The organism is Bacillus sp. FSL K6-1338 (assembly GCF_038006965.1).
In the GTDB taxonomy this organism is placed as follows: Bacteria; Bacillota; Bacilli; order Bacillales; family Bacillaceae_G; genus Bacillus_A; species Bacillus_A thuringiensis_S.
This window is the reverse complement of record NZ_JBBOWI010000001.1, coordinates 371823-397013: the sequence shown is the minus strand read 5'-3', so window position 1 is coordinate 397013 and position 25191 is coordinate 371823. Positions and strand designations below refer to the sequence as shown.

Genomic DNA, 25191 nt, shown 5'->3' with positions numbered 1-25191 from the left:
TAAGTATGAAGCTTATGATGACTGACTTTTATATTTATCTATTTATTGAAATAGCTTTTTTAAATTCTCCGTAAACGGTGCCTTTACAATCCCTTTTTCTGTAATAATCGCTGTTACATTTTCATATGGAGTAACATCAAATGCTGGATTATATACTTTACTTTCTTTCGGAGCTGAATATTGTCCGAAACGATTAATCACTTCAGAAGCATCCCTTTCTTCAATCGGAATTTCTTTTCCTGTCGGTGTTTTTAAGTCGATTGTTGGTGTTGGCGCTGCTACATAAAACGGAATGTTGTAGTATTTAGCTAAAATAGATACGCCTAATGTGCCAATTTTATTTGCTACATCACCGTTTGCTGCCACGCGGTCACATCCAACGATTACAGCATCGATTTTTCCTTGTGACATGACCATAGCTGCCATATTATCCGTAATGACAGTAACATCAATTCCCGCTCGCTGTAGTTCTAATGCTGTTAACGTTGAACCTTGTAACCTAGGACGAGTTTCATCTGAATAGATTTTTAAGTCCCATCCTTTTTCTTTCGCTAAGTACATTGGTGCTGTCGCAGTACCATACTTAGTCGTCGCTAACGCACCAGCATTGCAATGTGTTAATACTCCCATTTCATCATGGAATAATGTTAATGCATGCTCTCCAATTTGACGATTAATTTCTTCATCTTCTCTATGAATCTCTTTTGCCTCTTCTAGTAATCTGTCTTTCAACTGGACGATTGATAAGTGCGCGTTCTCTGTCGCTACCGCTTCCATTCTTTCAAGTGCCCAGAATAAGTTTACTGCCGTTGGCCTTGATGTTGCCAAATATGCACATACCTTTTTGACTTCCTCTATAAAGTCTTCCATCTTACTTTGAATAACTTCCTTTGTTCCTAAATACACACCGTACGCTGCCGAAACACCAATTGCTGGTGCTCCTCGTACTTTCATTACTTGAATGGCATCCCACACACTTTCAGCTGTCTTGAAAGATTCATAGACAACCTCATTCGGTAATAATGTTTGATCTAATAAAACTAAAGCATCATCTTTCCACTGAATGGGTATTAATTGCTCTTCCATCATATTCTCCCCTTACTTCGCGTAGTGCATTGACTGTTCTTTTAACGTTTCTACAAAACGTGTACCCGTTCTATATTGATTCGCTCGTAAAATAAAACTCTTCGCTACTTGAAGACAAATTCGCTCCGCTCTAGCACGTGCTTCCTCATTCTCAATACAAGTAATATCTTTTACTTTCGCTAATCCAACAATACGGCGAATTAATTCCAGACCTGTCACTGCAGCCGTATCCTCTAATACAGATTGTAAATATACTTCGCTAAAGCCTTCTTCCTTCGCCATAATCTCGGTCACATGAATATCCCAAGCATCTAAAAACTTCTTCTTAAATAAATCAATTACCTCTACCATCGTAGTTTGTAACCAATCCATATACGTATCTTTCTCCGCTCCAGGTGGCATCGTTGCATCTGCATTCACCCAAGCAAACATTAAATTCGCCATTACATTCCCAACGTCATATCCCATAGGTCCATAAAAAGCAAACTCAGGATCAATAACCTTTGTAGAATCATCTCTTACAAAAACAGAACCAGTATGTAAATCACCATGAAGTAATGCCTGTGCATTCGTCATAAAAGAAAATTTACGTTTCGCTACTTCCATACGAAGCTCTTTATCACTATAAATATGTTCCCTAATCCATCCCTCATTTAACGGAAATAACTCATTACGCTTATTATGATTGGTAAATGGTTCTGAATATACGAGGTCCTCTGTAATCTCACATAATTCAGGATTTATATAATTCTTCACAAGTTCCTTCTTCTCTTTATGATTCATTACAACATCCGATGTTAATAAAAGTGTATTTACCATAAAAGTAGTTAAATCATCCGCAAGCCACGGAAATATTTGATGATTTATAAGTGCTGTACGTAATATTGTGTGATCCGATAAATCTTCCATTACGCAACAATTCATCACACTATCAAATAAATACACCTTAGGAACAAGTCCGGGTGCTAACTCATCCTCTAACTGCAAAACATCTGATTCTATACGAATACGGTTTGTCGACAACTTAAACTCATCTGAAATGCGAGCTGTATCCCCAGCTTGCTTTACGATGACTGACATGTTCTCTTTTTCATCCCAAACGCGGAACACATAATTTAAATTGCCATCACCTATTTCTTTACACTGTAACTCCTTTGCATGTTCAAACTTAGACAATTTCTCTTTCACATATGCAATCACATCTTTAGCTTCCATTAAAAAATACTTCGTGAACTTAGACATGGTTTCCCCTCCACACTAATTGTAAGCGTTTTCTAAAAGCTATAAAAAATAATAGGTTGAATTTTTTCATCCTATAAATATGTATTCTTCTTTTTGAAAGATATATCTAGGTTTTATTATATCTTGTTAGCACTTTGAGTCAATGTTTCTAACTATCATCTTAATATACTTCCTAATTATATATTTGAGATGACAAAAATTGTTCAAAAAATTTCCGATTCATTTTATTTTATTTATCACAAAATTCTTTGTAAAATAGAAGTAAGCAGTTCCTTTTCAAAACCACAACTTCTAAGAAATATTTCCTTCCTAAAAAATTAAACTTACACACTATCTCTAACATACACACTAAACTTTTCAAACACTCATCTAAAATTTATAGACTTAAAATTACCTTTCTATTCCCTGATAGCCTTAATTGAGAATAAATATTAATTAAATTGGAATAAAGTTGGTTTATTCGCTTGACAAAATAACCAATTCTATATGATAATTAATATCGAATTAGAATTATTATAGTTAATTAAAAAATATATTTTATGAGCACACTATTTTTTGATGCTCAAACCAACATTTAGGAGGAATTTTAACATGTTATTAATCGGCACAGAAGTAAAACCGTTTAAAGCTAATGCTTACCATAATGGAGAATTTATCCAAGTTACTGACGAAAGTTTAAAAGGAAAATGGAGTGTAGTTTGTTTCTACCCAGCTGACTTCACATTCGTTTGCCCAACTGAACTTGAAGACTTACAAAACCAATATGCAACTCTAAAAGACTTAGGCGTTGAAGTATACTCTGTATCTACAGACACTCACTTCACTCACAAAGCATGGCATGATAGCTCAGAAACTATCGGCAAAATCGAGTACATCATGATCGGTGACCCAACTCGAACAATCACTACAAACTTCAACGTTTTAATGGAAGAAGAAGGTCTTGCTGCTCGTGGTACATTCATCATCGATCCAGACGGCGTTATCCAATCTATGGAAATCAATGCTGACGGTATCGGCCGTGACGCAAGCATTCTTGTTAACAAAATTAAAGCTGCTCAATACGTACGTAACAACCCAGGTGAAGTTTGCCCAGCTAAATGGCAAGAGGGTTCTGCAACACTTAAACCAAGCCTTGACCTTGTAGGCAAAATCTAAGGAGTTCGATCAAAATGATACTAGATGCAGATATAAAAACACAACTATCCCAATACCTTCAGTTAATGGAGAACGATATTTTACTTAAAGTAAGCGCAGGAGACGATAACGTATCTAAAGATATGTTAGCTCTAGTAGACGAATTAGCTACTATGTCATCTAAGATTACAGTAGAAAAAGTTGAATTAGAGAGAACACCAAGCTTTAGCGTAAACCGCCCTGGTGAAGACACTGGTGTCGTATTCGCTGGTATTCCATTAGGACACGAATTTACATCATTAGTGTTAGCTTTACTACAAGTAAGTGGACGCGCTCCAAAAGTTGAACAGAAATTAATCGATCAAATTAAAAACATTCAAGGCGAATATCATTTTGAATCTTATATCAGCCTAAGTTGTCATAACTGTCCTGATGTTGTACAAGCTCTTAACGTAATGAGCGTTCTTAACTCTAGTATTACACATACTATGATTGATGGCGCTGCATTCAAAGAGGAAGTAGAAAGCAAAGACATCATGGCAGTACCAACTGTTTACCTAAACGGCGAATCTTTCGGAAGCGGTCGTATGACACTTGAAGAAATTTTAGCTAAAATGGGTAACGGTCCAGATGCATCAGAGCTTTCTGATAAAGATCCATACGATGTTCTTGTTGTTGGTGGCGGCCCTGCTGGTGCAAGTGCAGCAATTTACGCAGCACGTAAAGGCATCCGCACTGGTATCGTTGCTGAGCGCTTCGGTGGTCAAGTAATGGATACTATGGGCATTGAGAACTTCATCAGCGTAAAAAAGACTGAAGGTCCTAAGCTAGTAGCAAGTCTTGAAGAGCACGTAAAAGAATACGATATCGATGTAATGAATCTACAACGTGCGAAACGTTTAGAGAAAAAAGAACTTATTGAAGTGGAACTTGAAAACGGCGCTATTCTGAAAAGTAAGAGCGTAATCGTTTCAACAGGTGCTCGCTGGCGTAACGTTGGCGTACCGGGTGAAGCTGAGTTCAAAAATAAAGGTGTAGCATACTGCCCACACTGTGACGGTCCATTATTCACTGGAAAAGACGTAGCAGTTATCGGCGGAGGTAACTCTGGTATTGAAGCAGCTATCGACTTAGCAGGTATTGTTAAGCACGTAACTGTTCTTGAATTCATGCCAGAATTAAAAGCTGATGCTGTATTACAAGAGCGTCTTAACAGCTTACCAAACGTAACTGTTCTGAAAAACGTTCAAACGAAAGAAATTACTGGTACTGATAAAGTAAACGGTATTTCTTACATCGATCGTGAAACTGAAGAAGTTCATCACGTTGAATTACAAGGTGTATTCGTACAAATCGGTCTTGTGCCAAACACAGACTGGTTAGGCGAAACAGTTGAACGCGCTCGCGGTGAAATCGTAACAGACAAGCACGGCGCTACAAACGTACCAGGAGTGTTTGCTGCAGGTGACTGTACAAATAATCCGTACAAACAAATCATCATCTCTATGGGTTCAGGTGCAAACGCAGCTTTAGGTGCATTTGATTACTTAATTCGTAACTAATAAAAAAACAGGTGCCTTAGCACCTGTTTTTTTTACCTTAATGTATAAACTAAAAACCTCTCATTCCCATTCTTCTCATAAGCACCTGGCAATCTAACTTCTTTCTTCAGCTCAAACGCAGTCTGATTTTCTAAGAAGAAAATATAGTCCTCAGAAGGATAATATAAAATAATATCCACTTCTCTCCCCGTTTCTTCTACCGAAAGCAAAATGTTATTTACTACATTCATAAACACTTGTACAGAAAATGGATTAAAAAAATAAAACCTATTATCATGCGGATCAATCTCATATTCCTGCGCTAAACAACATTGGAACTGGATTTTCCCCTTACTGTTTCGTGTCTTTCGTGCATAACGATCTCGATTATCCATCGCTTCTTTATAAAACTCTTCATTCATTTCAATTCCAACTGCTGATGCACCACATTTATGATGCATATAAAAGTTTAATCTTCCTTTTCCGCACCCAAAGTCTACAATTCGGTCGCTACTTCGTATTTCATATTGATTCAGTAACTCATCTAATCCGCTATAGGGCGTCGGTTCATAGCGGTGATAATGCATAGACTTGTTAAACCCCTTTTGCTCACCGACTGTTTTTATATGTAAAACTGCATCGTAATATTGTTCGTTCATTCGTTTTCTCCTATTAAAAAATGGTACTTATTATTATACACCATGTACTGGAGATTCATTTTTAATCAAATTAATAGGTACGTGAAATTATATTAACGATTTTCTTAATATATCTATCGTAACTTCAAATATATCAACGATTTTTCAAATATATCGATTTACCGACAATCCACGACAAAAAAACAGGAGCTCTCTAGCCCCTGTCTTCTAACACTTTCAATACAGTTTGTTTCAATATTTCTACTCCATCCATAATACAACTATGATCAAACCTCATATACGGATGGTGTAATCCAGGTTGTAGGTCTGCTCCTAGTCCAAGCATGACAGCTTTTAAATGTGGTCTTTTCACTGTGTAATAATGGAAATCATCGCTTCCTGTCGTATAGAGAGGTCCCGTACATCTCTCTTCCCCATACACTTCGATAATACCTTTACGCATAAAGCGCTCTGCTTCTTCGGAAACCTCTGCTCCTGGTGCAAGATCCATCCATTCATATGAAGTTTTCGACCCCATCGATGCAGCTGATTCTATTACATGCTCAATCTTTTCCTTTAATTCTTCTAATAGTATATTACTCTCTGCTCTTACATCTAAACTGAAATGACCATTTCCCGGAATGATATTTAAATTATCGCCACCAGCTTGGCATCTCGTCATTTTTACTGAATAGGAACTTTGCGGTGGCAACCAAATATTTTTCAAACCGATATTAATCATGGAAATGACATCAATTGCATTCACACCTTGGTGTGGTCTCGCCCCGTGTGCATCCTCCCCATGAATCATCCCCTCTAAAAATCCAGCTGCTCCATGGCGAATAGATGAGGCTCCTTGTTTCAAAGATAGTTCTTCAATCGGTCTTAGATGGACACCAAATAAGAAATCAGCATCATCTACAGCACCTTTCTCCACCATCTTCAAAGCACCATTACCCTTCTCTTCTGCCGGCTGAAAAATAAACCTAACCGTACCACTTTTCCATCTCATATTTTTCAATTGTAAAATAACTCCCATTACAATGGTCATATGAGCATCATGACCACATGAATGGTTCGCTTTAAATTCTCCATCTACTTCTTGCCAAAGTGCATCCATATCAGCACGAATCGCAATAACTGGATTCCCGCCTCCAATCTCAGCAATTACACCTGGACAATCATCAAATGTTCTATATGAAATTCCTTCTTCTTTTAAAAAGTCAGTAATATACGCTGTCGTTTCATATTCTTTCCAACTTACTTCAGGGTTTTCGTGTAAATGCTGAAAAATCTCCGTTAAGCGCTCTTGTAGTTCTAATGTTTTCAACGTTCCAGTCTCCTTCCCAAATTATAAACCATCAGGTTAATTATACTTATGAAAAACAGATGTTTTTATGAACATATTGAATTTTAAGAAAAAAGTCAATTGTTTATTTTTAAATACGATCGACAACTCACTTCATAACGATAGAACATTCCTTATTTTCTGTTTTTATGTTGACGCTTACATAAACTTTTAGTTATCATAACCTAATAAACGTCTATTTTACGACAATTCTAAAAATACAAACAAACATACGTAACAAGGAGGAACTTTATGAAAAAAGAAATACCTTTTGGAATAGCGATTATCCCTATTATCATTACCGTTGCAGTTATGATGGTTACAATTGTTGTATTAAAACAAAGCCCTCACGTTCCACTTATTATCGGTACAACCGTTGCTTCTATTGTCGCTTGGCGTTACGGTTACAAATGGAATGATCTTGAAGAAGCAATGTATAAAGGGATTCGTCTTGCATTACCCGCTATCGTCATTATTATTCTTGTTGGCTTAACAATTGGTGCTTGGATTGGCGGTGGAATTGTCGCAACGATGATTTATTACGGTTTAAAACTTTTAACTCCATCACTATTTTTAGTTTCCATTACTGTCATTTGTTCTATCGTTGCATTAGCGATTGGTAGCTCTTGGTCTACAATGGGTACAATTGGTGTTGCTGGAATGGGAATTGGCCTAAGTATGGGAATTCCAGCTCCAATGGTTGCTGGTGCCATTATTTCAGGCTCTTATTTTGGCGATAAAATGTCACCGCTTTCAGATACAACTAACTTAGCCGCAGGATTAACAAATACAGATTTATTCGCACACATTCGTCATATGTTATTTACTACAGTTCCCGGTTTAATTATTACTCTTATCGTATACGCGGTCTTAGGAAGAAGCTTCGGCGCTAACAATATTGATGCGAAGAGCATCGATCAAACGTTACAAGTATTGCAACAAAACTTTGTTATCTCACCTTTCCTACTCATTATACCCGTAGCCGTTATGGTATTGGTCGCTAAAAAGGTTCCTGCCATACCAGCCATTCTCGTCGGTATTATTTTAGGATTCTTATCACAAGTCTTTATTCAAGGTGGTTCTGTCTCAGCATCTGTCGGTGCACTCCAAGCTGGATTTGTTATAGACACTGGAAACAAGCTAGTAGACGAACTATTTAACCGCGGTGGCTTAGATTCGATGATGAATACAGTCTCTATGACAATTGTCGCTATGACTTTCGGAGGAGTATTAGAACATACAGGTATTCTTCGCTCAATTGTAAATCAAATTTTAAAGTTAGCGAAATCAGCAAAAGGGCTTATCGCTTCTACTATCGCATCTTGTTTTGCAACAAACCTTACTTGCTCTGAACAATATATTTCAATTGTTGTCCCTTCAAGAATGTACGCAAATGCATACACAGAAAAAGGACTACATTCAAAAAACTTATCCAGAGCATTAGAAGATGGCGGAACATTAACTTCTGTCTTCGTTCCTTGGAATACGTGCGGTGTATTTATTCTCGCTACACTTGGCGTAGGTGCATTTGAATATGCTCCTTATGCTATTTTGAATTTCATCGTACCTATTATCTCAATCATTTATGGTATAACAGGTTTCACAATTGTAAAACTATCAGACATTGAAAAAGCAGAACTGCTAAAGAAACAAAAAGCTCAACTAGAAGCTTAAAAATAGCGGTAAATTCAGTTCATATAGTGCGCGAGGTCGCCCTTGTTGATAGGGCATTTCCTCGCCGCAAATATGAGCATACCCGTAATCAACTAATTTCTTTAACAACCTTTCTGTCGATCTTCGAGTCACTTGTAAGTACTCAGAAAGGTCAGCTGCTGTAAATTTCAATGACGGATGCGATTGACTAAATTGAATAATTTTTGACAAGTTGGCCGGACTAAGCTTCGTTTCCTTCGCTATTTTCATTAGTTCCGGATTATCATTTTTCAAACTTTGTACTCTCTGTTCTCTCGGGAATGGACCAAACAAATCTTTATCACTTGTTAGTATATAAAAACAACGATCTATTGGATTATTCTTTGCAAAACTTTGAGCAATTTTTGCATTTTGCTCCGCTTCTTTCACGGTTTTTCCATAACCAAATCCAATAGCTATCGTTCCTTCTACACTCGCAAACAAGTTATCTATCGCATTTGTTTTAATAATTGATTCGATATCACCACGAGTTGTATACAAAATGCATGTCATTTCATCCACTTGTTTAAATGAACCACGTAGTTCTTTTGAAATGACATCTAGTTTTTCAAGCAAACTCGTTCGTAATTCTAAGGACGAAATAATACAAGTACCAACAGTAGCTGAATAGCTTTTTGCTAACTCAGCTTTTATTTTTGCATCTTTTAGCCCATGTATAATGGATTGTGTTGGATCAATCATACGCTCTGAAGGAACACCCATTTTTTGAAGCTCGTCGTAAACAGCGTGAATACTAGTTAAAGCTAAATGAGCTTCTCCAGATTGATATTTAGCTACATGAAAATCGATAACTCTATTTATTTCATCTTTACTCCACAGCATATTTTCATAATCCAACACTTGCGGACTTTCTTTTATACCGATATCATGGAACACATTTGTAATAAACGAGCGGTCTACTAAATCGATGGAAATGTTATGTGGTTGAATACTTTGATGATACATGATAGAAAGAATGGAAGATGCGACAGTTGTCTCGTCTTGCTGTAAGTATGTACTTGGAATTCGTAATTGTTCTCTTACTTCTTTTGCCATATAATAAGGTAAAGCACCTGAGAAAAAGATGACATCACAAGGCTTTAGACACTTTAATAGTTCAGAAGATTCTGCCGGATGAAGGTAAATATAGGAATCAATTTCTATTCCTTCTAATTTTTGAGCAATAGGAAAAAGGTTATCCATAAACTCCTTTGAACCGACAACTGCAATTTTTATCATCATTTTCTCTAACTCCTTATCATTAATTAACGACTATTTAACGTCAACTATATCAAATGTATAAAACTATTGTAAAACAGGAAGGAGTTTCTATTCAATGAAAATTACAGCTATTCATCTTTACGCAATTCGTTTACCGCTTCGCAGTCCGTTTGTTATTAGTTATGGCTCTTATTCTGATATGCCCTCTATTATCGTCAAAATGGAAACAGATGAAGGTATTATCGGTTACGGTGAAGGCGTTGCTGATGATCACGTCACAGGTGAATCATGGGAAAGTACTTTCCATACTTTAAAACATACGCTAACCCCTGCTCTAATCGGGAAAAATCCAATGAATATCGAAAAAATACACGACATGATGGACAATACAATTTACGGTGTTCCAACAGCGAAAGCCGCAATTGATATTGCTTGTTTTGATATAATGGGCAAAAAACTAAATCAACCTGTATATCAATTAATTGGTGGGCGCTATCATGAAGAATTCCCTGTCACTCACGTTTTAAGTATTGCCGATCCTGAAGATATGGCTGAAGAAGCTGCTTCTATGATTCAAAAAGGTTACCAATCTTTCAAAATGAAAGTTGGTACGAATGTAAAAGAAGATGTGAAACGTATTGAAGCTGTACGAGAACGTGTAGGAAATGACATCGCTATTCGCATTGATGTAAACCAAGGCTGGAAAAATAGCGCGAACACATTAACAGCACTGCGTTCATTAGGACATTTAAACATTGACTGGATTGAACAACCTGTTATCGCGGACGATATTGATGCCATGGCTCATATTCGTTCTAAAACAGATCTCCCGCTTATGATTGATGAAGGACTAAAAAGTTCTCGTGAAATGCGCCAAATTATTAAATTAGAAGCTGCCGATAAAGTGAATATAAAACTAATGAAATGCGGCGGCATATATCCAGCTGTAAAGCTCGCTCATCAAGCTGAAATGGCCGGCATTGAATGCCAAGTGGGATCAATGGTCGAATCCTCTGTTGCCTCTTCCGCAGGATTCCATGTCGCTTTCTCAAAGAAAATCATTACGAGCGTAGAGCTAACAGGACCATTAAAATTCACGAAAGACATTGGAAACTTACATTACGATGTACCATTCATTCGCTTAAACGAAAAGCCGGGACTCGGCATTGAAATAAACGAAGATACACTACAAGAACTAACCGTCTTTCAAGACGTTGTACGCTAAAGGAGGACTATCATATGACGGTTCTATACGAAGGAACATTAAAACAAAATAACGAATCATTTCACGTTACATTACTATCACTAGAGCACATCGAACAAATTTTATCACTACAAAACATTGTAGTTGAAGCACTAGAAGATAAAAATCGTTTACAACCACTCTCACAAGAAGAATTTCAATACATTCTAAAAGGAAACGGCATGATGATCGGTGCTTTTATCGAAAACGAACTCATCGCATTTCGCGCTCTACTCGTCCCGCCTATCGATGATGAACATTTAGGGCTTGATATTGGTTTGCCAGAAAGTGAACTACACCGCGTCATCTATCAAGAAATCTCAAACGTTCATCCGAACTGCCGAGGAAATGGTATGCAAAAAATATTAGCAAACGTCATCATGGACGAATTGCAAAAAGAAGATAGCAAATATGATTATGTATGCTGCACCGTTGCTCCTTTTAACATCCCGAGTTTGAAGGATAAATTTGCGCAAGGGATGGAGATTGCTGTGTTGAAGGAAAAGTATGGTGGTAGTCTGCGGTATGTTTTTGTGAAGAAATTGCGCGGAGATAATGAAAGAGATTGGACGGATATTCAAAGTATTCTAATGAGTGATGCTAGTGGACAGCAGGCTTTGCTTTTGGAGGGGTATCGTGGGTATGAGATGGAGAAAGTTGATGAAGAATTTGTTGTGAAGTTTGGACGATAATCTATATACTCGAAAAGAGGAGATGTCCCTTGTGGCATCTCCTCTTTTCGATTTGTTGAACAATCCTGTAGTAAATGAAATTATATCAACGATTTTTCGAATATATCTATCAAAACTCACAATATATCAACGATTTTTAAAATATATCTATCAAAACTTACAATATATCAACGATTCGACAAGAAATATCGATTTACCGACAAAAATTGATATCCCTTCCTAAACCGTCATCTTCCAACTAGATAAAGCTAACCAGTTCTCCATTTCCTTATAATCAGGCATTATCTTCCCGACAAGACGCCAAAAAGAGCGATCATGATTTAAATGAACCATATGACACATTTCATGAACGACTACATAGTCAATTACTCGCTGTGGTGCCATTGCTAGCTTCCAATTGAATGTTAGTTGTAAATTCGAATCGCAAGTACCCCAAGTACGACTACTATCTGTAATACGAATAGAACGTGGTTTTGTTTTGAAATTACTTTGATGCGCTTTAATACTCTTCTCTACTAAAGATTTACACTGCTTATAGTAAAATCGTTTTAAAGCTTGCTGTATTTTCTCATCCTTTAGCTCTTTTACATAAATATGTAACTTATCCCCTTCAAAAATCGCATTGTCTTGCTCAATGCTTGCATCTTGGGAAATCTGTATCGGATACGTATTCCCTAAATACAAAAAGCCCTCTCCTTGATCATAATCCTTTTCCTGTGGTCCATGCGCTCGCTCCGCCATTTCCTTACGAGTTGTCTGAATCCAATCCCACTTCTCCTCTAGCAACTGGACTAAGTATTCAACAGGTGTCCCTTTCGGAGCCTGCACTTCCACATTTCCATACGAATCTACAAAAAGACGCACGGACTTTTTCTTCTTATAAGTTATATGAAAATTAATTGTCTCACCTAAATATGTATGTACCATTTCATCACCTAGCGTATTATTTTACAAATAAAAAAGAGTAGGATACAAACGTCCTACTCTACCTATTATATCATTTACTGCTTTAACGAACTCATTATCCTCTATACTTTACACCTAATCCCTTAATGAAATTCCTTGCGTATCTATCGCCGCACTCTTTGTAATTTTTATGACCTTTTTTTCTTAATAGAGCGCCTAACTCTCCTTTTGTTACCGTAACGCCTACGCTATCTAATATATCAAGTACATCCTCACTCGTTAAAGATAGTGCGATTTTCATTTTCTTTAGAAGAAGGTTATTGGCACTCTCCTTACTCTGTACAGGTGCAGGCTGCCCTGGTTTCGGATCTTGCTTTCCTCTTTTTAAAGTAATAAATCCATTGAAAAATGCCTCTAACATCATCATATCGCATGTTTTTACGTACTCATCTTCGATTACATCCGCATCTTCAGCTTCATGCTGAGGAGCTCTCTTTATTTTTGTAAGCATATCAACTACGTCTTCTTTCGTTACTTCCATCCCGCCGAGTTTAAAGATTTCCACCATATCTATATCTCTTATATCTAAAGCGTATCGTACTCTTTTTAATATATCGTTGTTGCTCATTGCCATTGGGTTTCCTCCTGAAATGTTGATTATTTATTCAGCAGTTAAAGTTTATCCTATAACGTGCTTTAAATTATCATGTTTAAATCTAACCTTTTAGTTATTGTCCGCTAAATTAATACTTTAACATTTTAAAGATATGTTTTATAGTCTTACCCGAACTTTTCTCTATCATTGTATCTACAGAGCTCTTACGTGTTTTTTATATGCCTTTAAAAAGATTTCTCTCTTAACATTAACTAAAAGAAAAAAACAGTGCTTTGATTTCTCAAATACACTGTTCTTTTCCAGCTCTACGCTTATTTTCAACTCACTCATGTCATACACTACATATGAAATGATTTAACTGCTTAAAAGTTAAACCGTCTCACTATCCTGAGCAACACCAACACTATCCTCAAACTTATCCAACAAAGCACGCACCTCATTGGTCGATTTCGTACTCATCAATTGATTTCTCAATTCCGCAGCTCCTGGGAAGCCCTTCACATAAATTTTGAAGAAGCGGTGAAGTCCTGTGATTGAGCGTGGCAGTACTTCTGCATATTGATCTTGAAGATCAAGTTGTAGTCTTAAAAGATCTAGATGTTCTTTACTGCTATGCTCTCTTGGCTCTTTTTCAAAAGCAAATGGATTTTTGAAGATGCCTCGTCCGATCATTACACCATCAATGCCGTATTTTTCAGCAAGTTCCAGTCCCATTTTACGATCAAGGATGTCTCCATTGATTGTTATTAACGTATTTGGTGCGATACGGTCACGTAATTTTTTAATTTCCGGAATTAGTTCCCAATGCGCATCTACTTGGCTCATTTCTTCTCTTGTGCGTAAATGAATAGAAAGGTTCGCAATATCTTGTTTGAAAATGTGCGTTAACCAATCTTCCCACTCGCTTAACTCTTTAAAGCCAAGTCTTGTTTTTACGCTGACAGGTAGTCCGCCCGCTTTTGCTGCTTGGATAAGTTCTGCTGCAACGTCTGGACGTAGAATAAGACCACTACCTTTTCCTCTTGATGCTACATTCGGTACAGGGCAGCCCATATTAATATCAATGCCTTTAAATCCTAACTCTGCCATACCAATACTCATTTGACGGAAATATTCAGGATTATCTCCCCAAATATGTGCCACCATTGGCTGTTCATCTTCTGTAAAAATTAAACGACCACGTACACTTTTCATACCTTCTGGATGACAATAGCTATCTGAGTTTGTGAACTCTGTAAAGAATACATCTGGACGACCAGCCTCACTTACTACGTGACGGAAAACAACGTCTGTCACATCTTCCATTGGTGCAAGTACGAAAAATGGTCGTGGTAATTCACGCCAAAAATTATCTATCATTTCAAATTCAAATCCTCTCACTATGAATACAATTTCAAAATCTCAATTTATAATTTGTGAAAATCAGCAATATTTATTTTAACTAAAATCGCTTATGAATGGTATTTTTGTAAACCAAAAAGCAGATGGTATAGATTTTCCTATATCAACTGCTTTCCTATTATACTAACTTAAGCCAAGCCACACACTCCACATGAGTCGTATAAAGTATATCATATCTTTTGGTGTACCCTATATTACTGTAGTGCATTCTTTTGCAAAGAAAATAAAAATAAATGTCTTTTGTTTGTTTTGAATAAACTTAATTTATTTTAAGTGTGTGGTCATTTTTGTGGTCAGTGGTCAAAAAAGAACTGAGTGTATATTCAGTTCTTTTTTATTTACCTTCGACAGAATACGACACAACAAAGATGATCATCTTTGTTACGCTTAATTAAGATTTTTCCAAAATAAAAATAACATACAAAAGGAGTATTTTTTTATGGTATCAGTTACTCAAAGAATTGCTAAGTTTAAACAACCAAGGGGTGGCTATATAAAGCCAAAGGACTTTATCGTTACAGACTTATTAGATACTGCTATTTTACACGAAAATGAAAATATTCATAGCACCTTAATTGGACTAGCAGTAGATTATTTAACTAGGTTTTTAAATGGTACATCAATTGAGGAAGCATTTAAAATTTCATTAATGGGAGCAATTAATGTTGAAGAGATTGAGTTAGCACATAATTTACTACTCAATATAAGAGGAATAGATGATATTTCAATCGAAAACACATGCAAAATGGTAGGATTTGATGTGGCGTATCGTGCGGGAAAAGCGATGTATAAACCTGTAGAGTTTATTAATCCTGATAAAGAAACTATATCAAACATACGAGTTATGGTTAATAGAAGTTTAAGTTTCTTTGAATCCTATGGGCCTATAGTAAAAGACGGATTTACTTTTGAAGGTGGATATACATCTTTAATTAATACTGGTGATGGTGATTTCTTGACCCAAAATACATTATGGGATTTTAAAGTTTCAAAATCAGCACCAACTAACAAGCATACATTACAATTACTTATGTACTATTTAATGGGTATTCACTCTGTCCATTCTGAATTCGAACAAATCGAGAACTTAGGGATATTTAATCCTCGTCTAAATAAAGTTTATTTATTACCTATAAATACAATACCTGATGAAATTATCAATGAAGTTAATACTGCTGTTATAGGATATTAATGAATTATTGAATAGTAACTAAAAAGGGCCTATCCAATAGATAGCTCCTTTTTAGTTATCAAACTATTCTTTTGTACAGTAGTATGTTTTATTTTTCAAACTTCACATATTCACCAGAAACCCATTGGTCGCCGCCAACATTATACCAACCGTCTCTATATCCCCAAGACTGATATGTTTCACTTTGGTACACATTTTTCACGACACCGTAGTTAGTTCCTGGACCAGTACGAACGCGTAATACATCAGCTGTAATAGTCACTACACCAATGCCATCAATTGAAGGTTTAGAAGGTGCTGGTGCATTTTCTCCTGTATAGCGAATATATGATGAATCATTATATACCCACTGATCGCCACCCAAGTTTAGCCACCCATTTGACTCACCCCATACTTGGTAGCATTCTCCTTTACCTAACTTACGAATAACTGCATATCCAGTTCCAGGTCCTTTTCGTAAATTCACGTTATCACCATTAATGTAAGCAACTTTTGTACCATCGTTTGAAGGTGGAATAGGAGTTGGCATTACTGGACTACCTCCACCGTTATATGCATTTTGGACTCTTTCAATAAAACTATTCCAACGTCCTTCTGCTAACATACGATGAGGACAGTACTTTCCACTCCATGATTGATGTGTGCGAACTTTACTAATTGGAATATTGTACTGTTTCATTAGTTGAGCTACGACGATAGCTGCATTATCTTCCGCTTTATAATATCGATCTCCACCACTTAGAGAGTAACAGATTTCAACTCCAATAGATTTACGATTTCCGTTACCGCCACCATCACCGCAATGCCAAGCGTTACGCTCTAAAGGAATTCCTTGTACAGCTTCTTTATCATCTACGGCAATATGAAAAGATACTTGGTTATCATTACGAATCATATAAGATACTTCATTTTCTGCTGTAGCATCGTTGTAAGTATTGTGGACTGTAATGAATTCTGGATTCATTGTATACGGACACTTTGTACCATATTTACTTGGGTCAACTAATTTTTTTCTGATTTCCATTATTGAACATCTCCCTTTTTCTCTTCTTGTTTTTGTTTACCACCTAAAATTTCAACTGCATTTGTTAACGCTGAAGGTAAGGGAATTCCCATACGACCAGCGTTTTCTAAAAGCGAAAGTAACTCATTGCCCATGAAGAAGAAAATAGTCGCTTCACGAATTGCGCTATTACTTCCCAATGCTGAATCTAGTTGAGCGGCCGCTCCGACCAAAAGAAAAAGCACCACCTTTTTGGCGATGCCTTTGAAACCAACTTTACTTTTTAATTCTCCGTTATATCCTGCTGCAATCATGCCAGTTAAATAATCAATAACTGCCATCGTCACTAAGATTTTCAATGTTGCATCCCATCCTCCCAAAAAATACCCACAGAAGCCACCAAACGTAGCTATAAATGCTTTCAGTAATACATCAATGCGATCCATCTTTTCCTCTCCTTTTTAAGCTGCAAAATAACTTGGGTCCATCCCAAATATTTCTGCAATATCTTCCTCACTTCTATCTTTCAAATAAGATTCAGTTGTGGAAATATCAGAATGATTAGCGAGTGATTTTAGTTTTTCAAGTGGTACTCCTTGCACTTTCAAATTATCTAATCTGCTATGGCGGAAACAGTGAGGATTAATTTTAAATTCCTTCCCTTCTTTTTCTTTCAGCATCTTAGCAAATATGTCGCACCAATAATTAAATACACTCTTTTTCAACCTTTTTCTCTCACCATTCTTATAAACACGCACAAACAAATCTGGAATAGTATCCTTACCTCGCTGATTTATATATAAACGGATGCATTTCTGCACCCGGTGATTGTAATATAATCTAAACTTCTTACCACGTTTCCCTCGTACCACATTTGTATAATAATGTTCTGTTAATCCTTCTTTTTGAACCTGGTAAACCTCATTCTTTCTAGCTGCACTGTAATAAGAAAGAGCTAAATACATAGCCAACATATATTTCTCTTGCTCAAGTAATTCATCGATTAGCCAATTAATCTGGTCCTCTGTTATAAATGTGATGTCTCGAATTGGATTCTTAGGTAAACCACGCACCCTTGAGCCTACATTGAACTCGTAATTATAATCATCATCGTCAGCACAAAACTCAAGAGCTGAACGTAATGCACTCATCAATCCATTCACACGTGCGTTTGACATTCCCATCTCTTGAAAGATAATAGATAAATTCCGAATATCTTTACGTGTTAAATCAATAAGCTTTTTATTTTCGAAGTGTTCATGTATCAGAAACAGAATAATTCGTAAATCCCAACTGTATTGCTGTAAAGTGCTTGCCGCTTTCCCTTGCGATTTCTTTTCAATGAGAAAATCTTTGACTAGGTTTTTATTTTCCTGGCTAACATGCTTTTCATAAATTACTTGGTCTACTATTCGTTTCACACTGATCATCTCCTCAAAATAAAAAGAGAAGTGAAATCACTCCTCTTGATTGATGAATTGAATCAAAGCCGTATTTTGTACAAAATAAAAAAGACCAGCTATTGCTGCTCTTGCTCTGTTTGTTTGTTACTTTCACTAGTTGTTGGCGGTTCTTGAGATGGGTACTTCCCTGTAAGTTTAAAATAATCATTTGCACAAATGTTCCTTTTAGCAACTCCTAAGTTCAATTCATATAATTTGGCTCCACAACCACATAACTCACATTTCGTTAAAACCCTAAAACCAATAGTTCCGTCAGACATATCCCTCCACACCTCAACTTTACTCGTATCATTGGAAACCCCTGCATTATCTAACATGTCAGCAGGTACTTGTATAAAGACTCCTGTTTCCGTTCGTTTTACGTCTACTATTCTTCCCATATAAGGAAGCATTTCACCTTCTTGAAAAGGCATCATATAGTTAATATCCATGTTTAATTCTTCCTTTCTATCCAAGTGCGTTAAATTTCCAACCACTTGGAGTACTCACATAAAAACCCGCTCCAGCATTACCGTCTGTAAAGCGAATGTGCCCCCATTGTTGGAATCCACCGCCACCTAAGTTAATTCCCTGCATTGCTCGAATATTCCTAAAGATTTTCACTTCTTTTTCAGTACTTATATCAAACGTTTGTCCGTCTGGTGCTGGAGATATATTGTTATTCACACCACCTACAGCAAGTGCGTTAAACGGCTGAATGCCATCTGCTCTTTCTGCTGCAGCACGATCCCAATTATACATAGATGCATATTTCCCACTGTATAGCGTTACGCCACTTACACAAATCGCTGTCCCTTGTCTCATGTCAGCATTAGCAGAACAAACTTTAATAATCAAAGCATGTTGTTGCGGAATATAGTTTGTCGGCACTTTGAAAGTGAAAGAGTATCTTCTAATTTCACCATAGTATGTGGACGGTTCAGGAAAGTCCATCTTTTGTTCACTCAATATGTCGTAACTTACGTTGTCTCGGAATTTAACGCAACACACGTGTATCCTCGGTTTACCTGTCTTTCGCACGCCATTTATCATGGCAGTTCTAAAGTGAGCGGATGCTGTGTATTCGTTACCAGGATGTATACCGTTATTTACCACCGTTTCCGGATAGTTATACATATCTACCCTTGCAGCATTTACCATTTGTTCATAATCGAATATATGTGTATTCTTTTCTATTACGACATTTCCCCAGGACTTCCAAGTAAGACCGTATCCACCTTCAAATCCATAATAATCGTTATGTCCAATGTTTTTCTTTGTAACACTAGAAAAGTCTGGATCTGCTATTAGGTTTCGTCTTGATACCGCAGTTGTTTTTGTGCCCCATTCATCTTGGAATAAGAAGTCTAGCATTTTAACAGTTACGCCATCTTTATCAATGGTTATCTTATCGCCGTCAATTCTAATAAGATTCGTATCAATACCTTTTGCAGTTAACCATTTCACCATTGTATCGGCATTGATAGCTACCTTTGAAACATCAATTTCTAATTTTTCCGATGAAAAGTTAATAGCTGCGATGATATTCCCTTTTTTAACCTCTGCAAGGATTCCTTCATCAAGCACCTTAAGTTTAGAACCCGTTTCTTTTACATAAGCGGCGTAAGTCTCATTAATAAATTTTTCTTGTTTCTTCGATGTTATTTCGACGCCTTCTGCAGTAGCACTAATACCTCTTTCTAATTCTGTAACTTTTTTATTGTAAGGTTCAGTTGCTACTCTATTAGCAATATCCTCTATCATTTTATCAACATCCGTTTGATCTTTTGGATGTAACCAAAATTCTGTAGCTACTTTACCACGCTGCAACATAGGTAACGCAATCCATAAGGTTCCATTTCTTCTCACCCACGGTTTATAACGTGCTTTAATAGCTCCAGTCGGAACTGTTCCGGAAATAACAACCCTAATCCAATTAGAATTTGCAGTTACATCGATACCAATTGATGATTGTGAAACTCGGCTGCCCTGGGCATTTAGATACTCAATTTCTAACACGAAACCTTGTCCTATGTTATTGGACATAAAGTAACCCGAAGCTACAACGTCTTCACCAGCAGTTACGTCTATCGTTTGATGAAGGCTATACCATTTATCTTCATTCAATCCAGTCGCATGTAATTTAGCCGTTGTATAGCCTCTGTATGTTACAGAAGAGTCAATAACAGCACTATTACCATTTTGTGTCCAGTATTTGAATCCTTGAGCAAATGAAGCGTTCCGTAGATCATTTATAGAACCCAATCCACCAACATAATCCTCAACATCTTTCTTTTTCATTGTTAACTTTAATGCTTCAGAATGTTGACCTATTGTTGTAGTAGCCTCACTAATCGTCTTTCCTTGCGCAGTTTGTGTTTCCTGTAATTTCTTAACACTTGCAGTTGTCCCTTCTGCATTCTTTTCTACGGTGTTAACACGTTCATCAAAAGAGGTTTGTGTTTTTTCTACCGTTTTAATACTTTCTTTAATACCATCCACACTTTTTTCAATCTCTGTTGTTTTCTTAGTGAATTCATCATTCGTTACTTGATTTTCTGGAGCTGGTGTCCAATCCTGTGGCTTATTCCCTTTATATAAAGCAACCCATTCTACAGTTGCCTTTGTAGCATTATTTGGATAATTATATAAATTTAATCTTCGTTCATTCCCACTTGTAGTTGCAACAGCTTTAAAAGTTACATAAGTTATTCCGTTAGCATAGACACTTGTTGCATATCCAACATTATTTGAACCACCATTCTGCCAAATTCCAAATTGTTGGCCCTGCGGGACACTTCCTTTAATTACAAAAGTATATTCCTCACCTGTAACAAAATTTTCAGTTAGAGAATATGGATTGATTAGATAATCTGTTTTTTCGTATTTAGTATTTGAATCTAATAACAGATTGCGTCCTCCAGATTTATCGTTATTAACCTTTATTTCTACTTTCGTTAACTTTTCACTAATCTTCCCTGCTGCTTCTTTGATCTCTGTTGTTACCTTGGTTAAAACATTCCCATCTGCAATATCTTCAGGAGCAGGTCGCCATGAATATTCTTTGCTGCCTATAGTCAATTGTGGCGAACTTTGCTGATACCAACAACCACTAGGAGGATTTACATCGGGCTCTATACGAAAATGACTCTCGTTATCCGTTCCTGTTGATGCCATCATACTTGCTGTCACTGTGAACGAAACGCTTACTCTTTGCCATTGATTATTAGATTTATTTGGACGGATTCCGGTAGCACTTGGTGCAAAATAGAAAGTGTGTTGTAAATCTTGGCCATCCGGTAAACCTTTTACACGAGTAAAAATTGAATAGGTTACTTTATCTCCTACTTTGACAACTTTTCGATCTACTAAATCTTTGAAGTTATAAGCTAAAGCGGTCCATGATGATTGAGTTTCTACGACTGTATTTCCTTGAAAAACATCCTTCGAAATTTTGACTTTATCTGCTGACTTAAGCCACCAATGATTGTCTGCTTGCGCAATGGTCAAAGCTCCATCAAAGGATTTAGAACCGACTAACAAATTTCTTACATCGTCATTAAAGTTTGCTACACTTTCTTTAACTTCAGAAATAACTCTCTTATTTCCGTCCACATCATTTACTAAGGTGTTGATTTTACTTGTAGTATCAGTACTATTGTTCGTTAACGATTCAATAGAAGTTTTAAACCCCTCAGAATCCTGCTCAAACTTGGTTACTTTTTTATCAATTTCACCCTGATCTCTTTGTACATCAGTAATAGTTCTCGTAACTTTTTGAAGATTTTCTGTTACTTCATTAAATTGGCCAGTGGTTTCTTCTTGTGCTTCTTCCACTTTCTTATTTAATTCTTCTTTTGTGAGTTTAATATCCTTACTCACCTGCTCCAGTGTATCTTTTTTAATTGATTCCACATCAGGAATAAGAAGCTCCCAATCTTTACCGTCCCACACTTTTAAAATACCTGGTTTACCATTACTAATATCTCGCCAGATCGTCTTACCAATTTTAAGATTCGTTGTTGGTGGATTTACAGCCTCGATGATTTCCACTGTATTATTCTTCAAATTTTCTTGAACTTTCTCTGCTAACTCTTTCGCTACTTTCGACTCTTTCTGTGCTTCATTTACTTTTTTATCAGTATCTTGTACAAGTTCTTCTAATCTATCTAACAATTCTTTATTTGCTTTATTTCCTAAAGTAGCGCGAATCCTATTGTACATTTTTCTTAACTCTTCGTTCGCATCAGTAATTTCACGATAGTCACCAAATACATATTGATCTTGTGAAGGGTCAGTAAATGATTCGTCACCAGCGATTGCTCTTGCTTCTAAATAAAGCTTTGGTGTGAATCCAGTATCTTTAATACGGATTGTATCGCCTTCATTAATTAATTCATGTGCCAGCCCAAATACTCGTCCAATACTTTGTGCTTGAACTTCGTAAGAAACAGATGTATTAATGCGTTTCTTATGTTCAATTTTCATGAGAGTCATTAGGCGTTCTGGGGTTATATCTTGTTCTGTCTCTGGAGTATAGAATCCGAATTTATGCTTTCCGTGTTCATTCCACCTTTGAAATGCATCATTATCAATAATGTAAGGAAGTCCATTATTGATGCTTTCGATTGTGATAAGTTTATCACCTTCATATCGTACAAAACCGACAAGCGCTGTACAAATATCTCTTGAGTGCTCAATACGTCTGACACCAACTAAATCTTTTTCTAGCACTACTTCTTTTCCAGTTTCTTGACCACGTTTCTTTATCATATCGACATACCAGCCAGTAATTTGAGAACCTACTACTTCGACACGATATTGAATTTCTAACTCAAACAAAGTAGCGATTTTCTTTAAAAAAGTGAGCGGATCTATAAATTCATCAATAGTCATCGTATGGAATGAAGAATAATCCGTTTTTCCACGTTTCCATTTTGAATCCGCAAGAGCAATATCAATAAACGTATTAACTGTTTCGCTCTCTATGCGTTGTGGTTTAATGAACCCATCTTTGGCTATTTGAACCCAGGCGCCAGAAGCATGTACAGTAATCGTTCTATCATTAGATTCTTTTTCTACTTCATTATTGATAACATACGGAACAATACGACCATCGCGTACTTCCTTTAACACTAAGTTCTGTTGTTGTAATGTAACTGCATGTGGAGTTCCATCAAAAGTTTTAAATTCTAACATATCAATGTTATTTTTGATTTCCCAATGGCGTTTATCATCCCAATAGTCCTTTGATTGCATGACTGCTATAATCTGATCTGTTTTGAAATCAACAACATGGAGTAACCCACTTGGTGTTCTCATCTAAATCGCTCCCTATATTTAACCTTTGCTGTTCCTATATCGGAAGGCATGATTTCAAGTTTATTCGTACCTTTATTGATAACGGGAAAATTACTAAAAATATCTTTTATGTTTATAGCGTTTTTCCCTTCAATACTTACATGACTGCTTTCTGTATCAATCACGACTTTGTCACCAACATCGACTATATAAGGCGGTGTATTTTGATTATTTAAATTCACTTTCCAAAATTTCAAATCAGAAACTGACATCGCTTCTACTGGCGGAACATCTTGCCACTGCATGATACTAATCTGTATTTGAGCTGCTTTTTCCATATGTTTATTGTCTTTATCGGTCCATCTTGCAAAGCGTTCTGAATCATCTTTTTCTGTTCCAGGAAGAAATTTTGAAATATAAGCCTCCCAATCATTACCGGTTCTAGCGATCCATAACCTACCATAATACTGATTCCATGTATTCGGATAATCACCACTCTCATAAATTAAACCTGTTTTTCCAGGCTTATTATCATATCCAATTACCATCGTTCCAAAATTTTGTTCCGCTTGCCAATAGAGGTCATTCATGGCAATTTTTGAAAGAACTTTGCTGTTTTCATCGAGTATCGCTATCTCAACTCGTCCCATTTCATTGACCTTTTTACTTTTACATGTAACGTGGGCTTGCATAATAAAATCTTGTACTGGCCCACCAGGGATACTCTTCTTAACAGCTGCGCCATGCCATCCATTACCCGAGCCATAATCCGAACAATAGAATTGGTAACTATCCGTTTTCATTTCACCAACTGGATTACCATCTTCCATAGAACTAACCTTACTCCACCCTACAGTTGTGGACATTTCATCCCATATAAGACGTTGATTTCTTTCTACAGGCAATTGCTCCATTTTTAATGGAAATCCAATACGGAAATAATCCGGCTCTTTTGAATATTTATCTTCAAACCATACATCTAAAAAAGTATGTGGTTTTGTAATGTCAATTTCAATAATCGGATTTGAATGCACAGAGCCTTTGTTTTTGACATTAGCAATTAACCCTCGACCATCATTTTCAAAATCAACCGTTTGCTCATTTCCTAACTTATACGGCATTGGACAAATAAATTTCAAAGTACCTTGTCCGATATCCACAAATTTATCAATATCAAAATCTTCATCTATAACTGCCATATATGTTCTATCAGGCATTACATCAAAAATCAGTTCTGCTGGATTTTCAGTAATAAGCCACTCCGCTATTTCTTCTTTTAATATTTCTAAATTTGTCCCATTTGGAACAATAACCCCCACAGGTACAGGAAGAGGACGGGTTTCGGTATCTGTACTTAATAACCTTGCGCCTGGATATCCGGGGGTTTTTAGAAAATTCCTCCTTAAAGGTGCCCATGTTGGAGGATTCCATCCTCTTTCAATATGAATATAACTTTTTCTTTCTCCATTAAATTCAAAGGAACTCATTGTCTC

The 25191-nt window shown here is 36.5% G+C and carries 20 protein-coding genes; 6 read left to right on the top strand and 14 right to left on the bottom strand.

All coding sequences use genetic code 11. The features are described 5' to 3' along the window. Positions 1–42: 42 nt before the first annotated feature. Positions 43–1086 (bottom strand): S-methyl-5-thioribose-1-phosphate isomerase, encoded by a 1044-nt coding sequence (gene mtnA, locus NZ044_RS02205; protein WP_000392488.1) that lies wholly within the window; start codon positions 1084–1086, stop codon positions 43–45. Positions 1087–1098: 12 nt separating this feature from the next. Then, entirely contained in the window at positions 1099–2328 is a 1230-nt protein-coding gene (mtnK, locus tag NZ044_RS02200; protein ID WP_340949513.1) for an S-methyl-5-thioribose kinase, read from the bottom strand. 591 nt (positions 2329–2919) lie between these two features. Here mtnK and ahpC point away from each other — a divergent pair. Further along, positions 2920–3483 carry an alkyl hydroperoxide reductase subunit C gene (ahpC, locus tag NZ044_RS02195; RefSeq protein ID WP_000924420.1) on the top strand — a complete coding sequence of 188 codons (564 nt, stop codon included), beginning with the start codon at positions 2920–2922 and terminating at the stop codon, positions 3481–3483. Positions 3484–3497: 14 nt separating this feature from the next. Further along, positions 3498–5024, top strand: coding sequence for an alkyl hydroperoxide reductase subunit F (gene ahpF / locus NZ044_RS02190; protein ID WP_000599506.1), 1527 nt, complete (start codon positions 3498–3500; stop codon positions 5022–5024). 32 nt (positions 5025–5056) lie between these two features. Here the strand turns inward: ahpF and NZ044_RS02185 are convergent, their stop codons facing one another. Then, positions 5057–5662, bottom strand: a complete 606-nt coding sequence (locus NZ044_RS02185) for an SAM-dependent methyltransferase (protein WP_001005634.1) — start codon at positions 5660–5662, stop codon at positions 5057–5059. 193 nt (positions 5663–5855) lie between these two features. Further along, positions 5856–6971: a M20 peptidase aminoacylase family protein gene (locus tag NZ044_RS02180; RefSeq protein ID WP_000853510.1), complete on the bottom strand. Its 1116-nt coding sequence runs from the start codon at positions 6969–6971 to the stop codon at positions 5856–5858. 270 nt (positions 6972–7241) lie between these two features. Here NZ044_RS02180 and nhaC point away from each other — a divergent pair, with 270 nt between their 5' ends. Further along, positions 7242–8663 carry a Na+/H+ antiporter NhaC gene (nhaC, locus tag NZ044_RS02175; RefSeq protein ID WP_000711513.1) on the top strand — a complete coding sequence of 474 codons (1422 nt, stop codon included), beginning with the start codon at positions 7242–7244 and terminating at the stop codon, positions 8661–8663. On the opposite strand, the gene NZ044_RS02170 is transcribed toward nhaC, so the two are convergent. Continuing rightward, positions 8652–9923, bottom strand: coding sequence for a transcriptional regulator (locus tag NZ044_RS02170; protein WP_098506765.1), 1272 nt, complete (start codon positions 9921–9923; stop codon positions 8652–8654). The genes nhaC and NZ044_RS02170 overlap by 12 nt on opposite strands. 94 nt (positions 9924–10017) lie before the next feature. On the opposite strand from NZ044_RS02170, the gene NZ044_RS02165 reads away from it, so the two are divergent. Next, the gene (locus NZ044_RS02165; RefSeq protein WP_000704500.1) at positions 10018–11127 is read left to right on the top strand and encodes a mandelate racemase/muconate lactonizing enzyme family protein; all 1110 of its coding nucleotides are present in this window, start codon (positions 10018–10020) and stop codon (positions 11125–11127) included. 14 nt (positions 11128–11141) lie between these two features. Beyond that, positions 11142–11837, top strand: coding sequence for an N-acetyltransferase (locus NZ044_RS02160; RefSeq protein WP_098506766.1), 696 nt, complete (start codon positions 11142–11144; stop codon positions 11835–11837). 219 nt (positions 11838–12056) lie between these two features. Here the strand turns inward: NZ044_RS02160 and NZ044_RS02155 are convergent, their stop codons facing one another. From NZ044_RS02155 to NZ044_RS02145, 3 genes are all read right to left on the bottom strand, one after another. Continuing rightward, complete coding sequence (locus NZ044_RS02155; RefSeq protein WP_000233754.1) at positions 12057–12764, bottom strand: M48 family metallopeptidase; 708 nt, start codon at positions 12762–12764, stop codon at positions 12057–12059. Between the two features lie 94 nt (positions 12765–12858). Beyond that, a complete protein-coding gene (locus tag NZ044_RS02150) occupies positions 12859–13377 on the bottom strand; it encodes a YehS family protein (protein ID WP_001251723.1) in 519 nt (172 codons plus the stop codon). A gap of 351 nt (positions 13378–13728) precedes the next feature. After that, the gene (locus tag NZ044_RS02145) at positions 13729–14718 is read right to left on the bottom strand and encodes a tRNA dihydrouridine synthase (RefSeq protein ID WP_000566714.1); all 990 of its coding nucleotides are present in this window, start codon (positions 14716–14718) and stop codon (positions 13729–13731) included. 481 nt (positions 14719–15199) lie between these two features. On the opposite strand from NZ044_RS02145, the gene NZ044_RS02140 reads away from it, so the two are divergent. Next, entirely contained in the window at positions 15200–15952 is a 753-nt protein-coding gene (locus tag NZ044_RS02140; RefSeq protein ID WP_086389660.1) for a hypothetical protein, read from the top strand. An 88-nt stretch (positions 15953–16040) separates the two neighbouring features. On the opposite strand, the gene NZ044_RS02135 is transcribed toward NZ044_RS02140, so the two are convergent. The 6 genes from NZ044_RS02135 to NZ044_RS02110 all read right to left on the bottom strand — a co-directional run bounded on the left by NZ044_RS02135 (position 16041) and on the right by NZ044_RS02110 (position 25185). Beyond that, positions 16041–16976, bottom strand: coding sequence for an N-acetylmuramoyl-L-alanine amidase (locus NZ044_RS02135; protein ID WP_079245280.1), 936 nt, complete (start codon positions 16974–16976; stop codon positions 16041–16043). Beyond that, a complete protein-coding gene (locus tag NZ044_RS02130) occupies positions 16976–17401 on the bottom strand; it encodes a phage holin family protein (protein ID WP_000373869.1) in 426 nt (141 codons plus the stop codon). Before NZ044_RS02130 ends, NZ044_RS02135 begins: the two co-directional genes overlap by 1 nt. A 15-nt stretch (positions 17402–17416) precedes the next feature. Beyond that, a complete protein-coding gene (locus NZ044_RS02125) occupies positions 17417–18376 on the bottom strand; it encodes a tyrosine-type recombinase/integrase (protein WP_340949503.1) in 960 nt (319 codons plus the stop codon). Between the two features lie 98 nt (positions 18377–18474). Beyond that, positions 18475–18849, bottom strand: a complete 375-nt coding sequence (locus NZ044_RS02120; RefSeq protein ID WP_340949501.1) for a hypothetical protein — start codon at positions 18847–18849, stop codon at positions 18475–18477. A gap of 16 nt (positions 18850–18865) precedes the next feature. Further along, positions 18866–23719 carry a phage tail spike protein gene (locus NZ044_RS02115; protein ID WP_340949499.1) on the bottom strand — a complete coding sequence of 1618 codons (4854 nt, stop codon included), beginning with the start codon at positions 23717–23719 and terminating at the stop codon, positions 18866–18868. Further along, positions 23716–25185, bottom strand: a complete 1470-nt coding sequence (locus NZ044_RS02110) for a distal tail protein Dit (RefSeq protein ID WP_340949497.1) — start codon at positions 25183–25185, stop codon at positions 23716–23718. The genes NZ044_RS02115 and NZ044_RS02110 overlap by 4 nt, the downstream gene beginning before the upstream one ends. Between the last annotated feature and the right edge of the window lie 6 nt (positions 25186–25191).

What these genes read in the sequence shown, in the direction of transcription:
- mtnA (WP_000392488.1), bottom strand. Translation starts at nt 1,086, where the DNA reads ATGGAAGAGCAATTAATACCCATTCAGTGGAAAGATGATGCTTTAGTT.
- mtnK (WP_340949513.1), bottom strand. Translation starts at nt 2,328, where the DNA reads ATGTCTAAGTTCACGAAGTATTTTTTAATGGAAGCTAAAGATGTGATT.
- ahpC (WP_000924420.1), top strand. Translation starts at nt 2,920, where the DNA reads ATGTTATTAATCGGCACAGAAGTAAAACCGTTTAAAGCTAATGCTTAC.
- ahpF (WP_000599506.1), top strand. Translation starts at nt 3,498, where the DNA reads ATGATACTAGATGCAGATATAAAAACACAACTATCCCAATACCTTCAG.
- NZ044_RS02185 (WP_001005634.1), bottom strand. Translation starts at nt 5,662, where the DNA reads ATGAACGAACAATATTACGATGCAGTTTTACATATAAAAACAGTCGGT.
- nhaC (WP_000711513.1), top strand. Translation starts at nt 7,242, where the DNA reads ATGAAAAAAGAAATACCTTTTGGAATAGCGATTATCCCTATTATCATT.
- NZ044_RS02170 (WP_098506765.1), bottom strand. Translation starts at nt 9,923, where the DNA reads ATGATGATAAAAATTGCAGTTGTCGGTTCAAAGGAGTTTATGGATAAC.
- NZ044_RS02165 (WP_000704500.1), top strand. Translation starts at nt 10,018, where the DNA reads ATGAAAATTACAGCTATTCATCTTTACGCAATTCGTTTACCGCTTCGC.
- NZ044_RS02160 (WP_098506766.1), top strand. Translation starts at nt 11,142, where the DNA reads ATGACGGTTCTATACGAAGGAACATTAAAACAAAATAACGAATCATTT.
- NZ044_RS02155 (WP_000233754.1), bottom strand. Translation starts at nt 12,764, where the DNA reads ATGGTACATACATATTTAGGTGAGACAATTAATTTTCATATAACTTAT.
- NZ044_RS02150 (WP_001251723.1), bottom strand. Translation starts at nt 13,377, where the DNA reads ATGGCAATGAGCAACAACGATATATTAAAAAGAGTACGATACGCTTTA.
- NZ044_RS02145 (WP_000566714.1), bottom strand. Translation starts at nt 14,718, where the DNA reads ATGATAGATAATTTTTGGCGTGAATTACCACGACCATTTTTCGTACTT.
- NZ044_RS02140 (WP_086389660.1), top strand. Translation starts at nt 15,200, where the DNA reads ATGGTATCAGTTACTCAAAGAATTGCTAAGTTTAAACAACCAAGGGGT.
- NZ044_RS02135 (WP_079245280.1), bottom strand. Translation starts at nt 16,976, where the DNA reads ATGGAAATCAGAAAAAAATTAGTTGACCCAAGTAAATATGGTACAAAG.
- NZ044_RS02130 (WP_000373869.1), bottom strand. Translation starts at nt 17,401, where the DNA reads ATGGATCGCATTGATGTATTACTGAAAGCATTTATAGCTACGTTTGGT.
- NZ044_RS02120 (WP_340949501.1), bottom strand. Translation starts at nt 18,849, where the DNA reads ATGGATATTAACTATATGATGCCTTTTCAAGAAGGTGAAATGCTTCCT.
- NZ044_RS02115 (WP_340949499.1), bottom strand. Translation starts at nt 23,719, where the DNA reads ATGAGAACACCAAGTGGGTTACTCCATGTTGTTGATTTCAAAACAGAT.
- NZ044_RS02110 (WP_340949497.1), bottom strand. Translation starts at nt 25,185, where the DNA reads ATGAGTTCCTTTGAATTTAATGGAGAAAGAAAAAGTTATATTCATATT.